The organism is Mucilaginibacter sp. SG564 (genome assembly GCF_013149275.1).
In the GTDB taxonomy this organism is placed as follows: Bacteria; Bacteroidota; Bacteroidia; order Sphingobacteriales; family Sphingobacteriaceae; genus Mucilaginibacter.
In genome coordinates, this window is the sequence record NZ_JABGNA010000003.1 from 131,007 (window position 1) to 149,547 (window position 18,541).

The 18,541-nt window shown below is 42.0% G+C and carries 16 protein-coding genes; 5 read left to right on the forward strand and 11 right to left on the reverse strand.

Features of this window, described 5'->3' with window-relative positions:
• Positions 1-468 precede the first annotated feature (468 nt).
• Both FHW89_RS08200 and FHW89_RS08205 read left to right on the forward strand, forming a co-directional pair.
• Positions 469-1,290, forward strand: coding sequence for an SDR family NAD(P)-dependent oxidoreductase (locus tag FHW89_RS08200; RefSeq protein WP_172334549.1), 822 nt, complete (start codon positions 469-471; stop codon positions 1,288-1,290).
• A gap of 82 nt (positions 1,291-1,372) precedes the next feature.
• On the forward strand, positions 1,373-2,263 hold the full coding sequence (locus tag FHW89_RS08205) for an AraC family transcriptional regulator (protein ID WP_172334550.1): 891 nt from the start codon (positions 1,373-1,375) through the stop codon (positions 2,261-2,263).
• Between the two features lie 173 nt (positions 2,264-2,436).
• On the opposite strand, the gene FHW89_RS08210 is transcribed toward FHW89_RS08205, so the two are convergent.
• From FHW89_RS08210 to FHW89_RS08220, 3 genes are all read right to left on the reverse strand, one after another.
• On the reverse strand, positions 2,437-3,234 hold the full coding sequence (locus tag FHW89_RS08210; protein ID WP_172334551.1) for an AraC family transcriptional regulator: 798 nt from the start codon (positions 3,232-3,234) through the stop codon (positions 2,437-2,439).
• A 139-nt stretch (positions 3,235-3,373) separates the two neighbouring features.
• Positions 3,374-3,685, reverse strand: coding sequence for a Dabb family protein (locus tag FHW89_RS08215; RefSeq protein WP_172334552.1), 312 nt, complete (start codon positions 3,683-3,685; stop codon positions 3,374-3,376).
• 602 nt (positions 3,686-4,287) lie between these two features.
• Positions 4,288-5,073 (reverse strand): SDR family NAD(P)-dependent oxidoreductase, encoded by a 786-nt coding sequence (locus FHW89_RS08220; protein ID WP_172334553.1) that lies wholly within the window; start codon positions 5,071-5,073, stop codon positions 4,288-4,290.
• Positions 5,074-5,238: 165 nt separating this feature from the next.
• Here FHW89_RS08220 and FHW89_RS08225 point away from each other — a divergent pair, with 165 nt between their 5' ends.
• Together FHW89_RS08225 and FHW89_RS08230 are read left to right on the forward strand one after the other, a co-directional pair.
• Positions 5,239-5,808 carry a Crp/Fnr family transcriptional regulator gene (locus FHW89_RS08225; protein ID WP_172334554.1) on the forward strand — a complete coding sequence of 190 codons (570 nt, stop codon included), beginning with the start codon at positions 5,239-5,241 and terminating at the stop codon, positions 5,806-5,808.
• A gap of 104 nt (positions 5,809-5,912) precedes the next feature.
• Positions 5,913-6,647, forward strand: a complete 735-nt coding sequence (locus tag FHW89_RS08230) for an SDR family oxidoreductase (RefSeq protein WP_172334555.1) — start codon at positions 5,913-5,915, stop codon at positions 6,645-6,647.
• Positions 6,648-7,060: 413 nt separating this feature from the next.
• On the opposite strand, the gene FHW89_RS08235 is transcribed toward FHW89_RS08230, so the two are convergent.
• From FHW89_RS08235 to FHW89_RS08245, 3 genes are all read right to left on the reverse strand, one after another.
• Complete coding sequence (locus FHW89_RS08235; protein ID WP_172334556.1) at positions 7,061-8,704, reverse strand: protein-disulfide reductase DsbD; 1,644 nt, start codon at positions 8,702-8,704, stop codon at positions 7,061-7,063.
• 85 nt (positions 8,705-8,789) lie between these two features.
• Positions 8,790-9,236: a protein-disulfide reductase DsbD domain-containing protein gene (locus FHW89_RS08240; RefSeq protein ID WP_172334557.1), complete on the reverse strand. Its 447-nt coding sequence runs from the start codon at positions 9,234-9,236 to the stop codon at positions 8,790-8,792.
• A gap of 21 nt (positions 9,237-9,257) precedes the next feature.
• Positions 9,258-10,328, reverse strand: coding sequence for a PLP-dependent cysteine synthase family protein (locus tag FHW89_RS08245; RefSeq protein WP_253952196.1), 1,071 nt, complete (start codon positions 10,326-10,328; stop codon positions 9,258-9,260).
• Between the two features lie 149 nt (positions 10,329-10,477).
• Here FHW89_RS08245 and FHW89_RS08250 point away from each other — a divergent pair, with 149 nt between their 5' ends.
• Positions 10,478-10,945 carry an Lrp/AsnC ligand binding domain-containing protein gene (locus FHW89_RS08250; RefSeq protein WP_172334558.1) on the forward strand — a complete coding sequence of 156 codons (468 nt, stop codon included), beginning with the start codon at positions 10,478-10,480 and terminating at the stop codon, positions 10,943-10,945.
• Between the two features lie 345 nt (positions 10,946-11,290).
• Here the strand turns inward: FHW89_RS08250 and FHW89_RS08255 are convergent, their stop codons facing one another.
• From FHW89_RS08255 to FHW89_RS08275, 5 genes are all read right to left on the reverse strand, one after another.
• Positions 11,291-14,086, reverse strand: coding sequence for a pitrilysin family protein (locus FHW89_RS08255; protein ID WP_172334559.1), 2,796 nt, complete (start codon positions 14,084-14,086; stop codon positions 11,291-11,293).
• A gap of 10 nt (positions 14,087-14,096) precedes the next feature.
• Positions 14,097-15,251: a TlpA disulfide reductase family protein gene (locus FHW89_RS08260; RefSeq protein ID WP_172334560.1), complete on the reverse strand. Its 1,155-nt coding sequence runs from the start codon at positions 15,249-15,251 to the stop codon at positions 14,097-14,099.
• Between the two features lie 30 nt (positions 15,252-15,281).
• Complete coding sequence (locus FHW89_RS08265) at positions 15,282-15,803, reverse strand: hypothetical protein (RefSeq protein WP_172334561.1); 522 nt, start codon at positions 15,801-15,803, stop codon at positions 15,282-15,284.
• Between the two features lie 2 nt (positions 15,804-15,805).
• Positions 15,806-16,987: a TlpA disulfide reductase family protein gene (locus FHW89_RS08270; RefSeq protein ID WP_172334562.1), complete on the reverse strand. Its 1,182-nt coding sequence runs from the start codon at positions 16,985-16,987 to the stop codon at positions 15,806-15,808.
• Positions 16,988-17,072: 85 nt separating this feature from the next.
• Positions 17,073-18,533 carry a RagB/SusD family nutrient uptake outer membrane protein gene (locus FHW89_RS08275; RefSeq protein WP_172334563.1) on the reverse strand — a complete coding sequence of 487 codons (1,461 nt, stop codon included), beginning with the start codon at positions 18,531-18,533 and terminating at the stop codon, positions 17,073-17,075.
• Positions 18,534-18,541 lie beyond the last annotated feature (8 nt).

Below are 18,541 nucleotides of genomic sequence, written 5' to 3' on the forward strand. Positions count from 1 at the left end.
AGAGCCAGCGTATATTTGCAAACAGTGACATCATGAAGGCTTGTCTTTCAATCAAATAATAGCAGACGAACCGCTCGAAATCAATCAGTGATCTAAGCGGCCTTAAAAAGTGTCTCTTTTTATTACAGTATTATGCAGGAATATGGCAAAATAAAAACTTTTTGTAGTCAAAGTATCTATTATGTAAATAGTGATAGCTGCTACCAACGACAAGATCAATTAAGACTTAATGTATAATTCGGTTTCCTCGGCCACGTAAAAATTGGTCTCGAGCAACCCAAAGTACTACAATCGTCCAACATATATATAATGGAGAAATTTAAATTGATAGAAATACGAAAAACAACTACTTCGCCCTTTAGGATGGTCAAATCTTAACGTTAATATGTGTTATTTATTCGTACTTATGAGCTATTTATAATTTACAAGCGCCGTTAGTTTTACAAACATAAAATTAAAGAAAAAACTATGTCAAAAACTATTTTAATTGCCGGCGCCTCCCGTGGCTTGGGAAGAATATGGGCCGAAGCGTTTTTAAAACGGGGTGATCGCGTTGCGGCGACCGCCAGGAACATCGATTCACTAAATGAATTAGTTGAACAATATGGAAATGCGATCGTTCCTATAGCGCTTGACGTTCATGACCGTGAGGCTTGTTTTGCCGCGGTAGATAAAGCGAAAAAAGAGCTCGGCCGTATCGATGTTCTGGTCAACAATGCTGGATACGGCCTACAGGGTGCCATCGAAGATACGTCAGAGCAAGAGGCCAGAAATCAATTTGAAACTAATTTCTTCGGTTCCCTTTGGCTTTTACAAGCAATTGTACCAGTGATGAGAGACCAAAAAGGTGGACATATCGTACAGGTATCAAGTTTCCTGGGTGTGATAACGCTTCCTACGCTTGGCTTATACAACGCATCCAAATTCGCAATTGAGGGATTGTGCGAAACTTTAGCATCAGAAGTAAAACCTTTCGGAATTAAGGTATCCTTAGTTGAGCCCAATGCCTATGCAACAGAATTCTGGGGTGGATCTTCCTATGTACAAACTACCCATACTGAAACGTATGTACCGGTATTGGAAGGCTTTAAAGCCGGCCTGAAGCCTGAGTATATCGGAAAGCCTGAAGCAACCGTAGATGCATTACTACAGCTGGTAGACACCGAGAACCCACCGTTGAGACTACTCTTAGGAAAAGTAGCTCTTTATTTGGTTAAACAAAATTATCAGAATCGTATGAAGCAATGGGAAGATTGGAATGAAGTCGCGGTTGCAGCCCACGGTCATTAATCAATGTGATAGAAAATTAAATAAATATAAAGGTGACACCGAATCATAGATGTCGCCTTTATATTAAAAAATGAGCTAAGGGATGAAACATTATAGAAATTTGAGTGAATTACATCATGCAAACGGCTGGACATCGCCAGAAAACCCATTGGTTAGTTTGATCCGCTGCAATCAAGCGTGTTCATTAGGTGACAGGGCATTTACCAGCGATTTTTACATGATCGGGTTTAAAAAACTTATTTCCGGCATCTTCAAATATGGACGGACAAAATACGATCATGACAATGGCTCAATGTCGTTTGTAAAGCCGCGTCAAATTATTGAAATGAGAGATTTGGAGTTCGAAGAAGAGGGATTTCTAATTTTCTTCCATGAAGACGTTTTAAATGGTCATCCGCTTTACAATGAAATCGATAAGTACCACTATTTTGAATATGAAACAAATGAGGCACTTCACTTATCACCAAAGGAAAAGGAGATTATCTGGGGACTATATGATAAAATCCGTACTGAGTATTATAATAATCAGGATGAATACAGCAGAGAAATCATACTAGGTCATATCAGCTCAATCTTGATGTATGCACAAAGGTTTTATAAAAGACAATTTATCAACCGTACTGATTTATCTGGAAAAACTGTTACCAAATTCCAGCGGGTTATATCATCGTATTTAACAACAGGGCAGTTACTAATTGATGGCCTGCCATCTGTTAATCAAATTGCCGACAAGCTGAACATGTCGCCAAGGTACTTGACTGATATGCTTAAACAAGAAACTGGTAAAACAGCTATGGAACTGATACATATTGCTATTATAGCTGAAGCCAAAAACCTTTTAACGAGTGCAGATCAAAGCGTTGCTGAAATTGCTTATCAATTGGGGTTTGAAAACGTCTCCTATTTCACTAAGCTTTTTAAACAACAAGTTGGCCTGCGTCCTTTTGAGTTTAAAAAGATGAATCTAAACTAACGTATGCGTAAAATACGCTTTTACATCACTAAATCTAGCCCAGAAAAGACAATAACCTATGCCTTACCACTTAACCCCAATGGTACTAAAGATTTGCTGTAGCGCCTGCTGCCTGTAAATAACTGTACCCGGAAATTGGGCGTTAGACTTTCGATAAAATTTTCCAATCACATTTACTCGGGAATATTATTAGGCGAATAGCCAAATTGCTTTTTAAACGCATAAGAGAAATGTGATAAGTTTTCAAATCCAACCTCTATATATACTTCATTGGCTTTTCTGCTTTTTGTTTTCATTTCGCTGTGTGCAAGATTCAAACGTTTCATTGTGAGCCATTTTTGAGGAGAGGTTCCAAATTTATTCTTGAAATCCTTTTTGAAAGTAGTCAAACTGCGTCCTGTGAGATAACAGAATTTATCCATGGTTAGATTAAACATATAATTTCTTTCCATGAAGTCTGCCAGATTAAGTTTTCCGGGCCCTTCAAAGTCGGCAAGCATTGAATCAATTTCCGGTGTAACGTGACGAAGGATCAAGATGGCTTCATCTACTTTTGCAGCAGTAATACTTTCGGGAAGCTTACTGTCCAGTTCAAAATACGGCATCAATGAAGCAAATAAGCTATCAAACAACGGATGTGGTTTAAAGATCTTGATATTTGATAATTGTTGTGGCTTCTTACTAAACGGATTTTTCGAATAGTAGCGTTGCAGCCTCTCGGTACGAAGGAAGATAAGCACAGATTTGTATGGGCGACCATCTTTGGGATATTTAATCAGGGTTGACAGGATGTTCCGGCGCAATAAGATAAGATCACCCGGACTAAAAGTATAGGAGTTATCTGCCTGTATCACCCGCATCTCTCCCGATAAAATTTTCACAAACGCGTGCTCTTCCATGAGTACTTCTTTGTGGATGTATTTTTCTTCTATACAGGCCAGAACAATATCTGCATCGTCGTTTTGTTGCATTTTTAGAATTAAATCAAATTTACCAAAAACATAATGGCCAGCTTTATAGCCCTCCCATTAGAGTTTGAAAGGTTTTAATACCATTGGCGAGTAGATCAACCCGCTCGCCAACGATATTTTGGCTATTTGCTTATTTATTTTAGCTTGCAATATTGAAGTAGCCCCCAAAAAATCTTGCTCCATATTTCATAACTACCTCACCAGCTTTTTGATGAATCGGGTGAGGAAAATATACTTTTGCTGCATCCATACTTTCAAAAGTAACAGTTATTCCATAATGAAAATCCTCGTCAAAAACTACGTGATCAGGATCTGCTTTCAATCCGAACAGAACCTGTTTTACTCCTGGGATAGTACGTAGTTCTGCCAAAGCGGTGTTTAATTCTGTAATGTGCGCCTCATTATTTGGCTCTTTTAGCCAAATAAAAAAGAAATGTTGGACCTCTGTCATAACGATCTTTTTTTTAATTATTAATGATATTTGATTTAATGCTCTCAACAATACAGTCAATTCCAAGACGTAAAGTTAGCCAGTTTTAAGCACTCGAAATATGACTACTGCGTTTTGAACTACTGTTATTTTAAACAAATCAAAAGTAGACTTCATCATCCAGACAAACTTTGTTTAGAAGTCGTTTTTACTTTGTTCAAAAGTCGCATGCATTTTTTTGTCTGGTCACCTGTAAGTTGAATACACCGTGAATTGATTGGTTTAATATACTTTTTTCAGAATCACCGAAATTATCGCGCCAATGCTTGCGGCAATCCATATAACGGTCATTAAGTCCTTCCCAGGCTTAACGTGTTACTGGCGTCAAGTAGATAAATTTCAAAGCAACTTTCGTGAACAATGATAGTCGCAATTATCAACCTATCTCACCTTTAATTTCGGAAAGTAGGCTAAAAACAGAATTATGGCCGATTAGCATTCGACCTTCGAATTACATCAGCCCCAACTAGCTACATATCCATGTCTATCAAACTCCCAAATTCATTAATGTTTGCAAATGAATGCTTTTTAATTTCAAATGCGCCTCAAGCAAATAATCTTTATCATAAGCCGCGGGAGACTGGCATTGCCACTCCTGTTATTCTCTTACAAGCGTCTAAAAATACTTCCTGGCATTCATGATCTGCCGCCTTTGGATTAAAAATCCGCGCTTGCTGATGGTAAAAATAACATCCGCTTACTAATGCCTCCTTGCTGCTGCTGCTCGCCAGCCATGCCTGAGTAACCGGCCCCTGTGCCAGGTCATCAGTTGCTTCAGCTCCCCCCATTTTGGTACTAACCCAACCTGGTTCGACAGCATTAGACAATATCCATGGCCAAAAACGAGCAGTAGCCTGCGAGAGCAACAAATTATGAAATTTCGAATCAGCATAGGCTTGAAATCCGTTCCACCTTTTTTTTTGCCAGGTTAGGTCCTCCAAAGTTTTGTCTCCATGAAAATGCAACGAAGAACTAATATAGATGAGTCTTTCGGGCTTGTTTATTAGTGCTGTTAGAAGGTAAGGCGCAAGACTATTGACAGCAAATACCTCAGGCAATCCATCGACGGTATTGCCCCTATTTAGCTCCCGGTATCCAATTCCGGCGTTATGTATAACAGCATCAAATTTCCCAAATTTGTTTACGCTGTCAGCAAGAAGAATGGTGTCCTTTATCCTTGAAAGGTCTCCCGATAAAACCCCAACGGCTCCCGGTAACATCGCGTAAGCTTCTTGCGCCCTCTGGTCGCTGCGTGCATGTATTAACACGTTGTGACCTTCATTAATCAAAATTCTGGCTGCCATCTGCCCAAGACCATCAGCGGATCCCGTTATAAATATATTTGACATACTCATTTTTGTTTGCCGGCAAAGGTGCAAAAGTGCAATATCCACAGACTTACCATATGTTAAAATCGCAAAGAGCTTTCACAACATTCTCAAATTTTGCAGACTTTTGTTACTGATCGCCGCTAAACGGTATATCTTTGTTTTACAAGCCTATTTTAATTACAGATGGAAAACCTGGTTCAGCAATTAAATAACTACAGACAGATTTCAGCGGCTGATGCCGAAATAATAACCTCATACTTTAAGCCTGGAATCTATAAGGAAACCGAATATCTTTTTACAAGCGGCAACGTATGTAGTACCCTTTATTTTGTCGTTCGAGGTGTTTTGAGGATCGTCGCCGTTAATGATAAGGGGCTGGACGTCACTCATTATTTTATCAAAGAGGGACAATTTTGTACAATTTTAGATAGTTTTAATAATAGCAGCATTGCACAAGATAGCATACAGGCATCATGCTCTGTGGAAGTTTTGGAGATAAATAAGAAAAGCTTGCAAAAACTATATGATAAGTTACCTTTTGTTCAGGACCTGATTGGTCAAATTAATCAGCAGAGGCTCCTGGAGAAAATAAGGCTAAAAAACATCTATTCTGGCGAGGATTCAACCAACCGCTACAAGCTTTTTCTTGAAGAGCAACCTGACATTGTACATAGGGTCCCATTAAATTATGTGGCTTCCTATCTGAATGTGACACCTCAATCGCTGAGCAGAATCAGAAGAAGCGTTAGGTAACACCGCCATCCCTCTTAAATTATTTTAATCTAAAACATCACATTTTACCATATGGTAAGACCTGTAAGATTTTATATATCGACGTTTGTAAAAAATAATTAATCATGTCAAACGCAAAAAAATCTTTAGAAGGTAAAAGAGTAGTTTTAATGGGTGCAAGTTCCGGAATTGGATTTGCGACCGCAAAAGCAGCAGCCGAAGAGGGTGCAAATGTGGTTATAGTATCAAGCAACCAACAAAGGATCGATAACGCCCTTGCCGAATTACCTTCAGGCAGCGAGGGATTCGCTGTTGACCTTAGCAAAGAAGAAAACATTAAAGAATTTTTCGGCAAGATCGGATCATTTGATCATCTTGTATTTTCAGCAGGTGAAAATCTTACTTTAAATAACATCAGCGAAACCGATATCGATCAAGCTCGTGATTTCTTTACACTTCGTTTTTGGGCTCCATTTGCTGCGATCAAATACGGAGCATCATCAATCAATGAAGGCGGTTCCATATCTTTAACCAGCGGTACCGCAAGTGCACGTCCTGGCGCCGGTTGGTCTGTAGCATCAGCAATTTGTGGCGCTATGGAGGGATTTGTTCGCGCCATGGCCGTAGAGCTTGCCCCTGTTCGGGTTAACTGCGTTGTGCCTGGAGTTATCAAGACCCCGCTTTGGGATAGCATGCCCGAAAGTGATCGCGAAGGCCTTTATCAATATGTGAGCAATTCAGTATTGGCAAAAAGAGTTGGCGAAGCAGAAGATGTTGCTGAAGGTTTCATATACCTCATGAAACAAAAACACGGCACAGGTCAAAGCTTAGTGATCGATGGCGGAACGCTGTTAGTTTAATTTACGTCGTCTAACGTCAGTATTAATTAATACATCGTTTCTATCAAATGTCAATAAAATAATCACGTTTATCCGTTGATAATTTTGTTGACATTTTTTTTGTCTTCTACTATTGCACGCAAACCACAGGCCAAATGTTAGGGTTTCAACTCCGGGATTTAAAAGTGTCAATCATTGTTTACCAACAGTAAAGTCTTTTGAAGTGAACAAAAAGTCGTGAAATCGATAGGATTTTTAGTTATAAATTAAGCCTCGCTTCTCGAACCTTACCTATGATGCCGCACATTACAATTTATAGATTTCCACTGGTTACATGACCGAAATAATAGGATGAAGATAATAAAAAAGCACTCCATCCGGGAGTGCCTGAATTTTAAATTAACTAAAACTAAAATATAAAGAACGAATGGATACTAAGGACGAAAAGCATTTAGGCCGCTTTTTAGGTATTTATAAAAACTCATAGCGTCGTAATCTGCCCCTTTAGGTGCCACTATTGGTTGCTCTGTCTGCGAATTAACAAGCACATAAAACGGCTGAGAATTTGCCAGGAACCGGGACGTTTGCAAGTAACTCCATTTGTTCCCAATCGTTTTGATCTTACGGCCTTCAGGCGTGACAAACTGTTCGCCAGCAGGCAGATCAGTTTTATCGTCAACATAGAGTTGAATTAGGACATAACCTTCGTTAATTGCCTCCGAAACCTGTTTATCTGGCCAAATATTTTCTTCCATTTTTCTGCAGTTGACACAAGCATGCCCTGTAAAATCTATCATCACCGGTTTTTTTATCTTCCTTGCGTAAGCTAAACCTTCGTCATAATCGAAAAACGGGTTAAAGCCCTTAGGTTTGTCAAACAAATTAACATACTTCTCTGGTCGGGCGTTGTTTATTACCATCGCCGTGTTTCCTATGCTGATCGAAAGGTCGAAGTCCTGGGTCGCCTTCGGTGGTAGAAATGCACTTATTGATTTCAAAGGTGCTCCCCATAAACCAGGAACCATATAAACTGAAAATGATAGAACCCCGATTGCCAGAAACAATCTCGGAACAGTGATATACGATAGGGTACTGTCATGTGCGAACCGGAGTTTTCCTAAAAGATAGAAACCCATCAGTGTAAAAATCACTATCCATAGTACTAGGAAAACCTCCCTGTCAAACAAATGCCAGTGATACGCAAGGTCGACATTACTTAGGAACTTTAAGGACAAGGCCAGCTCTAAAAAGCCCAGCACCACCTTAATGCTATTTAACCAGCCGCCCGATTGAGGGAGCGATTTTAGCAGGGATGGAAAAAGTGCGAACAGGGTGAACGGCAATGCCAATGCTAGGGAAAAACCAAGCATACCCACTGCCGGACCAAGCAACGCTCCGCTGACTGCAGCCTGGACCAGGAGCGTTCCGATTATTGGTCCTGTACAACTGAAGGAAACCAGCGATAATGTAGTGGCCATAAAGAAAATTCCGAGCACGCCCCCCTTGTCGGCATTTTCATCCATTTTGTTAACCCAACTGTTAGGAAGCGTGATTTCAAAAGCGCCGAGAAAAGAAGCGGCAAAAGCAACCAGCAACACAAAGAAGAGCATATTAAATACACCGTTGGTCGCCAAATTATTCAAGGTATCGGCTCCGAAAATAACGGTTATCGTCAATCCCAGGATTACATAGATTGCGATAATACTTAACCCATAGCATATCGCCATTCTTACCGCTCTAGATTTCGAATGCGATTGTTTAGTGAAATAACTCATCGTAAAGGGCAGCATTGGAAAAATACATGGCATAAGAAGTGCTGCAAAACCACCCAGAATCCCCGCAAGGAAAATCGCCCATAAGCTTTGATGGGATTGCTTTTTTGATGCTCCAGCTATATTATTGGCGGAATTAGCATCGCTTTTAGAGTTATCCTGCTGACGAATTGTGCTTCCCGGGGCCTTCGTGGGGGCAACCGGCGTAAATACAATACCATCAGTGGAAACGGTATCCTGCCCGTAACTCACAATCGGCGCGAAACTGGCGACGATAAATAGAACAAATAAACAGATTCTTCTCATTATTTGGTGATTCGGCTTATAGATGATGGCACAAGCCATCCCCCCAACCGGCTTAATTAGGTCTGATGTTTAAAACTGATAAAAATTACTTAACAGCCACGCTAAAATCGATATCTTCAGGAGGAAGGCATTGATGATCATTACAGGTCATATATTCCAGCGTACCATTGACTGTCATCTGGCGCTTCTTAATCCTGATCTTTTGCTGAAAGATCACCTTGTTCTCGAAAAAACTTACATCCATGTGAAAGGCTTCTTCCCGGCGCGTAATAGATTTTGATTCAGTTGTACTACCAATTAAAGTGTAATCCGGCGATGATTTGAAAGTAAAACTGGTCTTTACCGGTCCGCCATCCTTTACATGTTGGGAATAGATATGCCAGCCATTATCGATAGTAGCTTTGAACATGACGACAGCCTCAGTTGCACTCGTCTTTTTCACACCGAAGCTCCAGCTTACCGGTTTTACAATTTGAGCTTGGGTAACAGAAACAACAGCTATAAATAGAAGAGTACTAAAAAGATTTTTCATTTTAAGATTTTGAAATCAGGGTTATTGTATAATCGGTTCTGATAGCCGACTGATAGAAAGGTATTCGGTAAATAAAACATCGGAAGAAATGTAGCCCTCCTGCACGGGCTCCTGCTTTACTAAATCGGTGCTCAAATACTTTTTATTGCTATCACAAAACAGGGTAACAACGGTGGCATCCGGCCCCATTTTCTCTGATAACTTGATAGCACCTACGACATTTGCACCGGATGATATGCCAACAGCCAGGCCAAGTTCTTTAGATAACTTTTGTGCCATTATGATTGCATCACCGTCATTTGCCTGAATAACCCCTGACAGTTCATCGAGCTTAACGATTTTTGGAATGAACTCATCGGAAATTCCTTGTATGCGATGGGTACCAATTTTGTGACCGGTAGACAACGTTGGGCTTTCAGCAGGTTCGAGCGGATGGATTTGTATATTCGCATTCATAGCTTTCAGATAGGCACCGGTACCCATTACAGTTCCACCAGTACCAACGCCGGCTACAAATGCGTCCGGAATACGACCAATACGGGTGAGCTGCTCCCAGATTTCAGGACCCGTAGTCATTTCATGTGCTTCTGCATTATAAATGTTCTCAAACTGCCTTGGTAAAAAATAATGGCCAGATGATGCTGCCATGCTTTCGGTCAGATTAATGCTTCCAAGGAAACCGCCTTCCTGTTTACTGACCAGGTGAACTTTAGCACCAAGGCTTTTGATAATGTCAACACGCTCCTGACTTAGCCAGTCTGGCATCATGATGATAACTTCATGTCCCAGCGCTTTTCCCAGGGCAGAAAGAGATATGCCTGTGTTACCGCTGGTGGCCTCAACAATGATGTCTGACGGCTTTATCGTTCCCTGCTTATAGGCCTGAAATAAGATGTACAATACCATCCGGTCCTTCACGCTTCCCGTAAGGTTGTAATGTTCGTCCTTAACGAAAATACGCCCAGGCTTCCCCTTGTATTGATACCGCAACTCAAGCATCGGTGTATTTCCTACCATATGCCAGAGATGACTAAACTTTCCCCTGATCGATGATTCGATCTTCGGCTTATCTTCTGTAGTCAACATTTCCATTCGCAAATAATTGGGATAAATCTCGCATTATCCGTATTTAGGAACAATAGAATGTACTAAATCCAAATTCTTCGTGGATATTTTCGATTATATTGTTATTTTATTTGGTTTATAATATTAATTGTGGCGAGATTTAGCTTTATTTTCAAATGATGCCGTTAGAACTCGATAAAACAGACCTCCAAATTCTAAAAATTCTCCAGGACGATGCGTCTTTAACTACCAAAGAAATTGCCTTTCAAATCAGGAAGGCCGTTGGAACAGTCCACGACCGCATTCGTAAACTTTACGAGCATGGATATGTCAAAAAAACTGTAGCTATTCTGGACCGAAAAAAAATCAACAGGGGACTCATCGCCTTTAGCCACGTATTGCTCAACGATCATACCGCCGCCACGCTCAATTCATTTGAAACCGAAGTTGTTAAGTTCCCGGAAGTAATGGAATGTTTCCAAATGACCGGCACGTTTGATTTCATACTTCGCATAGCGACCAGCGATATGGAAACCTATGGTGACTTTTACCGCGATAAATTATCGAAGCTACCCAAGGTACACACCGTGCAAAGCTTTTTCGTACTCGCCGAAATAAAAAGCGATACGTCTTATCCGCTTTAACTATCAAAAAAGTAAAAATAAAATCACGGCTTTTTTTAGCAATTCCACATACAATAAACAGGTTAAAACAGTTCATCTTGACAATAAGCTCAATTTAACAAGGCCGGTTAATAATCGGAATTTTGTTTAAGCATGCCATCGCTTGATGGTGTTTTAAGCTAGTGAATAAAAATATTATCTTTTACCCCAATCTTAGGATTGGAAAGAACGAAGGTATGCCGCCGGCGACCTACTATAAAATGCTTTGTAAAAAGCCACCCTATATTGGTAGGTGGCTTTTTAAACGTTAACCGATGAAATATTCATCATATTGCTAAAAGCTTCAGTTGAAGACTCTTTTAGCGCTTACCTTGCATCTGATTCCGGAAGTAACTCAAACGTAATCATGTTGTGCCCGGAAAGGAAATTTTGTGCCGCCTGCTTTAGTGATTCAGCATCGATCATACCGAGGTTTTTTTCTGTGTCTAATGCTTGCAGAATGTCCTCATGATTCTCATACTGACCCAACAGATAACCCAACCAAAAACCATTGTCTTTCATCGCGAGCTCTACATTCTTTTTATACTGTGCCTTAAATTTTAGAACATCGTCAGCTTCAGGCCCGTTGTCTCTTAAAAATGCCAGTTCCTGCTCTACTACGTTGACCAGGTGCCCTACATTTTTAGGGGCACTTCCAAACGACACGACGATAGCGAAACGGTTTTGCGGGTATTTGTTGTAGCTGCTTTGTACCTGCGGGCTATAGACCTCGCTTTCCGCTTCTCGCAACTGTTGGAGCATTTTAATCTGGAGAATTTCGCTCAACGCTTTCATCTTCAGGTTGTCAACCGGACTATACTGATAGTCACCGCTGAACACCATACGTACCAATGCTTTGTCTTCCGTTCCCTTGTACACTTTTTTGGTGATTATTCCTGCTGGAATATGGATTCCCAGATCGCGAGCCTGTACGACTTTATGAAGAGATGGCAAGCTACCGATATACTGCTCGAGCAACGGCGTGATTCGCTTTACATCAAAGTTTCCCACAAACACAAATGTGAATTGTGATGCGTCAGAAAAGCGATCTCGGTATATGTCATAAACTCGGTCCAGCTTGATCTTATTCAGCCGTGTTGCAGTCGGAGGCCCCGCACGATAGCTGTAGTTTCCCAATACATAACTCACGGTATCTGCGAAAACGGCATTCGGATCAGCATACCGGTTGGCCAAACCGGCCACTGCAGTACTCACTGTATTCTTGAACAACAATGTATCTTTCCGGGCACTTGTAAACTGCAGGTAAGTAATTTGCAAAGCCGTTTCCAGATCGGCTGCCGAGCAACCGGCAGAGATCGTTTGTGATCGGGGCGCGATCATAGCTGCCGAGCTCACTACTTTACCTGTCAATACCTGGCTGAGTTGATTCGGCGTCAGTCCTCCCAAGCCCATTCGCGCGATGATTCCGCCTGCGTTCGAGGCTGCATCAAAATCTGAATCATCATAAAGCGATGTCCCTCCGGGCGCAAAAGCGCCATAAAGAATTTGATCGTTCTTGAACGAAGTAGGCTTGAGCACCACTCTTACTCCATTGCTCAGGATCAATTCTGTTACCCCAATACCGTCAATCTCCTTCCGTGATGTTACCCGGCCAGATCGGGGTTTTGCCGACAACAGTGACATGTTCACTTGTTCGTCCTGATACGGCCTCAACTCCTCTTTCGCTATCTTAGCCATCCAGCTTTGTACAGCGATAGAATCCGGCAATGCCCCCTTATCCTTTTCAGGCGCAGAAACCAAGATATCTTTATCTTTTGATGAAAGATATTCGTTCAGTAATGCAGCGATATCAGGCAATTTAATATCGCCAATGTGCTTCTTGGTAAAACCATATTCCCAGGCGATTCCGGGTGAGGCTTCACCCGCGAGAAAGAGCCGCTGGTATTCCTTAACATAGCTTATCGAAGGTGTCTTACCTTGTTCGTTCGCACTGGCTTGCATATTTCTCAGATAATTCTGCCGTGCGCGCTCGAATTCAGCCTGCGTAAAACCATATCGCCGGATTCGTTCCAGTACCCGCCAGGCCTGTACAAAGCTTTGCGCTAACATTCCTTCCTTCGACGACACGCTGAAGCTCAGCATATCCACATTGCTCAGCAAGCTTCCGATTCCAAGGTTTACCCCCGTGTATGCAGGAGCCGTGTCCCGGTTCAGCTCCGCATACCGACGGTTATTCAGCAGTTCGTTAAGCAATGCTGTTTTAATTGACGCCAGATAGTCTTGCTCCGTAGCCAGCGTACGAGAGCGATGCTTCAGCATAACTTCCAGTGTTGTCGATGTCTCTTCCTTATCGGTAACTGTGATGAACTGGCTCTTACCAGTCAGCGGCACTGTGTACCTAGTTCGTTCACGTTCTTTAAATGGGTTCTTCAGATCCGAAAACAGATCTTTCACTAATTTTTCTGCCTCCTCTACCTTTACGTCCCCTACGATAATGAGCGCCTGCAGATCCGGGCGGTACCAATCGTGATGAAACCGTTTGATTACCTCTGGACTGAACTTCGTCAGAACTTCATCGGTGCCTATCGGCAGGCGTTCTGCGTACCGCGCGTGGTTCAGTAAGATCGGAAAATATTTCCGAGACATACGATCTCTGGCGCCTTTGCCCAGCCGCTCCTCTTCCAGTATCACCCCGCGCTCTTTCTCAATCTCAGAAGGATCCAGCGTCGCCTCCTGAGCCCAGTCGCGCATAATCTTGATTCCCTCACCGAACATCAACGGATCATCCGTTGAGAGCGGCAACTGATATACCGTTTCATCAAAACTCGTATAAGCATTCAGGTCGGCACCGAAGCGTACTCCTGACCTTTGCAGATAATCTACCAGATTATTTTTAGGATAGTGCTTCGTCCCATTGAAGTTCATGTGCTCCATAAAATGCGCAAGTCCCAGTTGATCCTCATCTTCCAGTATCGAACCCACCTTGTTCACCAAATAGAGTTCTACATGTTTGCCTGGTTGCTCGTTATGGCGGATATAATATGTAAAACCGTTAGGTAATTTCCCTGTACGGACAAGCGGGTCTAAAGGCAGCGTCTGTGAACGGGCAGTCAAAAATATTAAGCCAGATATGGCAAAAAGCAATAATTTCTTTGTAAACATTTGATGGAATCTAGTTAGTTGTGAAAATCTCATTCAGCTTCTTCTCAAGCTCACCGCCCCTAAGGCTTCGGCCAATGATCTTACCATCCGGCGCAATCAGGTAGTTTTGCGGAATCCCGCTAATGCCGTAAAGCGCAACTATAGTGTTGGTCTGGTGATCAAGGTCAGCAACATGTGTCCAGGCACCCAGATGATCAGCGATGATAGCACTACGCCAAGCCCTTTCCCTTGCCCTTGTATCAAGCGATACACTTAATATTTCGAAGCCTTTCCCATGGTATTTCTTGTATGCTGACACCAAATGCGGATTATCCTCCCTACAGGGCGTACACCAACTGGCCCAAAAGTCCAGTAATACATATTTTCCTTTATAACCGGATAGTTTAATGGCTTTACCCGCAGTGTCGGGTAAGGTAAAATCCTGGGAAACACTGCCGATCCCTCCTTTTGTGTCAAAAGTTATAGCATCGTTGATGCGCTTACCAAACTCTTTACCATTGACGCCTTCGCGGATATGCTTAGGGAGCATGTCAAAATATGGCTTTAATAACTGACCGTCAATATTATGCCCTGTCCCTCCAAGCGCTTTAAGGGCATAAAACGCAGCTTCGGAGGTGGGGTGTGCCTTGATAAAGCCACCAAATATCTTTTTCCTGTAAGTTTGTTCAAACGCATAAAGCTGTGCCGTCGCATCTTTGGCAGCCACGGTATCCCGTTGTTTTGTCAATTCCGCAATTTTAATTTGAAGTGCCTGTTCTCTCTCCTCGTAAGGCTTGGCCTCGGTTTTCAGGAGTTGATAACGCTCGTAGCCACGCGACCCGGAAACTGTGATGTTACCAAATGCATTTACATGCTTCACCTCATATTTACCTGCACAAAGAAACATTAATGCCATCCGATCCGGATGGTAAGTTTTGCTGTTTTTAAAATTATAAGTCATCAGAAAAGTCTGCTGCCCTGCACTTACATGTCCTTTCAATAAATATGCATGATTTATAACAGTGGCACTGTCAATGACCTGAGTCAGGTCACCTTCACTATGCACTGCATAAACCATTTGAGCATCTACGCCAACTAACCTGCCATTCAGTTCATAATTGATATTTTCCTGACCATATGAGAAAACGGGAATGGACATCAGTAATCCGAAAAAAAGTTTCTTCATGATCTTCAACTTAGTTAAATACGAATTTTACTATTCTTTCTTTTTTTCATACACCAGTTTCCCCGCGAGCACATTGTCACCATAAGTATTATTAAAAGCTATAGTAAGCGCCTGACCGTCATCGGAGATCGTGTAGGTTTTAATACTTAATGAAAGCAAGCTAATCTGATCCTTCATTGTTGAGATGAGCGATTGACTATTAATTATTTTTACACTAATGGAATTTGTCGAAGTATTTGGAATGTCGTTGATCACAGTTACAACCGTCTGCTCAGAAGGCCTACCATTCAGCCTCAACACCGTTGAAGATCTCGCAGAAGAATCGCCGGATTGAATACTAATCTGCTCTTCAGATTGGCTGATCGTTATCGTTTTGATCTTTGAGGCGTTTGCTGCGCTCAGTTTCCCAAAATCGCATTTTTCCTCGTTTAACAGCCATGTGCCACTGAAGTTCTTCAAATTACTTTGAGCATTGCTCGTATAACCCGCTACCATTAAAACTAAAGCGCAGGTCCATTTGATTACATATCGTTTACTTAAAATATTTTTCATATTTATTTATTAAAAATTGAAGCCAGCTTTGAGTTAAGTTCCTCTCCCCTCAGGTTTTTCCCTATAACTACACCATTTGGATCTATCAAAAAGTTTTGAGGGATCGATGACACGCCGTACATAGCGGCGGCCTCATTTTTCCATCCTTTCAGATCAGAAACCTGCGTCCAGGTAAGGCGATCGCTGGCAATTGCTTTTAACCAGGCAGACCTTGCTGATTGCGAATCGAGTGACACCCCTAAAACTGTAAAACCTCGATCTTTATAATTATTGTAGGCCTTTACAACATTGGGATTCTCTGCGCGGCAGGGCATACACCAGCTTGCCCAAAAATCGACTAAAACATATTTTCCCCTAAATGAAGATAAGGCTACCGGTGTATTATTGACATCATATTGTGTGAAGTCAGGTGCTTTCGAACCTACGGCCACCATTTGTGCTTGCTCAGCATTTTTCACTTTGGCAATGGCAAGCAAAGAGTCTTTAGCTACCTGGAGATGTACGATTTCTTTTCCTAACCGGTCTACCTTTACATGGGCAGGTAAGAGTTCGATCAGCGTGTCCTGCTGGGCCTTACTGATTAAACCCGAAGCGATCAAGGCATAGGTTGTGAAAGGTGAATAGCGTTTCTCGGGGTTATTCTTCACGAGCTTGTACGAATCAAAAAAACCTTTGAAAGGCAATAATTGTGATCGTTTCAATACATCCGCTTGTATTTGTGGATTTGTTTTGTACTCGTCAGTCTTCACAATTCTTTGCAGTTCCTTCTTTTCTTTATCCATATCCTGAAGGATCAGTTCGTGCTCAAGCTCTGCTAACGCGCCTGTTCCACTTACTGTAATACTACTGATAGTGCCCTTTGAGACAACATTCAGTTCCCCCTTGTCAAGATAAACAGTGTAGCCTTTTGCGGCCCCGCCTTTATTATCGGGTGAGACAGTGACCACAACCGCCTCATCGACATTTAATATACCTGTAAAGCTATAAGCCCCATCCTTTACAACTGCACTGTCTGCCTCGTTTTTAAGCAGGCCTTTGACCAGTGAAGAAATGTACATTTTAGCCGGCACCGGTGAAATATTCTCTAGCCTTCCATTGATTTTAAAAGGCATGGTCTGTGCCGATCCATATACGGAAACAAGGCATAAGATCCCCGTAAACATCGAATAGTTTCGTGTCTTCATTGTAGTTTTTGCTGTGGTTTTGAAATGATTTTTTGCCGGTAGCACCCAATGGCACTACCGGGTGAATTTTAATAGGAGTTAATAATTAATTGTAGCCTGGGTTTTGGGCCAGGTTCGGATCATTTTGTATATCAGATAAAGGTATTGGCCACACAGCTCTGAATGGCTGCCAGGTGTTATTCTTTTGCGTTTGTAGGGCGGTCATCACCGCGTCAAGCGCACCTGTTCGTTTTAAATCAAAAAATCGATGGCCTGCCTCCGTAAATAATTCCGTCCGGCGTTCTTTTGCGATCGATACCAACATGGCATCTTTTGAAGTAATCGTTACTCCTACAAGTCCCGCACGCGCACGCACAACGTCAATATCACCTTTTGCACCATTCAGGTTTTCTAACTGAGCACGTGCTTCCGCCCTGATTAGATATTGCTCGGATAGGCGAAGTACAATGGTATATTCAGCACCCGCGACATTCGACTTGTATTTATTAGGATAATAATAAGTCGCAGTAGGAATTGTTGAAGTTCCGGTTACAGTTGTTGACCTCACCCAATTCGCAAGCCTGGTGTCACCTTGCTCAAACGCATTTAATAAATCTGGCATTAAGGCAGCCTTTGAACTACCAAACGGAGAAAGTGCCGCAGGCGAAGCTAACGTAGTTGGCATACCGCCATTGTAAGCATCGTAATCATTTACATGCGCACCCTGAGATGGGACCAGGGCCCAGATTGTTTCTTTACTGTTAGCCAAAAAGGCTTGCGCAGGCGGCACTAATTGATAATTGGCATCGGCAATTACAGTTGTAGAGACCGCTTCCGCATTTGCCCAGTCGGCGGTGTAAAGGTAAACACGCGCGAGCAATGAATTGACTGCTTGCAGGTTAGGCCTGCCACGATCTGTTGTTGTATTTCCAGATCCGTCTTTATAGGAAACCGTTAATAAAGTGCGGGCCAATTTTAGGTCAGCAATGATTTGCTTATAAATCTCCGTTTTAGGCGATTTGCCCAACAAATTATTTTTATTAAAATCGGAAGTGGTAATCAGTGGTGCGTCTCCATATAAGTTAACTAAGTTGAAATATAGAAACGCCCTTGAGAACAATGATTCACCTAGCCATTGATTTTTATAGGTCAGGTTTGTAGCACCGTTAATGCCTTCGATGGTTAGATTTACATTGTAAATTTGTTTATACAAACCCACCCAATGCGTACCGGTCATTGTGGAGGACAGTGCGTCGCTGAAATAAGGTTTCGAGGCAACGTCGTTTAATGGGGTAAACAACTCATCGGCATATATACCGGCCAAATACCCAATACCGCTGACGCCCATTACGATTGATCCTGATTGGGAACCATTCAGTAAAGCATTGAAATTTCCGTTTACTACCGCCGACGTTGTATTATCTGAGACGAATGCTGTCGAACCGGCAACTGCGTTTACTGGTAGCGGAATGTCGAGATATTTCTTGCAGCTGGTTAACATTAAAGATAGCACTACAGCAAAAGTTGATGACTTGACAACTGCTGTTATATTTTTTGATATTTTCATGATCATTC

Bases quoted from the DNA above. Each gene is read 5' to 3' on its own strand.
- FHW89_RS08200 (WP_172334549.1), top strand. From the start codon at position 469: ATGTCAAAAACTATTTTAATTGCCGGCGCCTCCCGTGGCTTGGGAAGA.
- FHW89_RS08205 (WP_172334550.1), top strand. From the start codon at position 1,373: ATGAAACATTATAGAAATTTGAGTGAATTACATCATGCAAACGGCTGG.
- FHW89_RS08210 (WP_172334551.1), bottom strand. From the start codon at position 3,234: ATGCAACAAAACGACGATGCAGATATTGTTCTGGCCTGTATAGAAGAA.
- FHW89_RS08215 (WP_172334552.1), bottom strand. From the start codon at position 3,685: ATGACAGAGGTCCAACATTTCTTTTTTATTTGGCTAAAAGAGCCAAAT.
- FHW89_RS08220 (WP_172334553.1), bottom strand. From the start codon at position 5,073: ATGTCAAATATATTTATAACGGGATCCGCTGATGGTCTTGGGCAGATG.
- FHW89_RS08225 (WP_172334554.1), top strand. From the start codon at position 5,239: ATGGAAAACCTGGTTCAGCAATTAAATAACTACAGACAGATTTCAGCG.
- FHW89_RS08230 (WP_172334555.1), top strand. From the start codon at position 5,913: ATGTCAAACGCAAAAAAATCTTTAGAAGGTAAAAGAGTAGTTTTAATG.
- FHW89_RS08235 (WP_172334556.1), bottom strand. From the start codon at position 8,704: ATGAGAAGAATCTGTTTATTTGTTCTATTTATCGTCGCCAGTTTCGCG.
- FHW89_RS08240 (WP_172334557.1), bottom strand. From the start codon at position 9,236: ATGAAAAATCTTTTTAGTACTCTTCTATTTATAGCTGTTGTTTCTGTT.
- FHW89_RS08245 (WP_253952196.1), bottom strand. From the start codon at position 10,328: ATGGAAATGTTGACTACAGAAGATAAGCCGAAGATCGAATCATCGATC.
- FHW89_RS08250 (WP_172334558.1), top strand. From the start codon at position 10,478: ATGATGCCGTTAGAACTCGATAAAACAGACCTCCAAATTCTAAAAATT.
- FHW89_RS08255 (WP_172334559.1), bottom strand. From the start codon at position 14,086: ATGTTTACAAAGAAATTATTGCTTTTTGCCATATCTGGCTTAATATTT.
- FHW89_RS08260 (WP_172334560.1), bottom strand. From the start codon at position 15,251: ATGAAGAAACTTTTTTTCGGATTACTGATGTCCATTCCCGTTTTCTCA.
- FHW89_RS08265 (WP_172334561.1), bottom strand. From the start codon at position 15,803: ATGAAAAATATTTTAAGTAAACGATATGTAATCAAATGGACCTGCGCT.
- FHW89_RS08270 (WP_172334562.1), bottom strand. From the start codon at position 16,987: ATGAAGACACGAAACTATTCGATGTTTACGGGGATCTTATGCCTTGTT.
- FHW89_RS08275 (WP_172334563.1), bottom strand. From the start codon at position 18,533: ATGAAAATATCAAAAAATATAACAGCAGTTGTCAAGTCATCAACTTTT.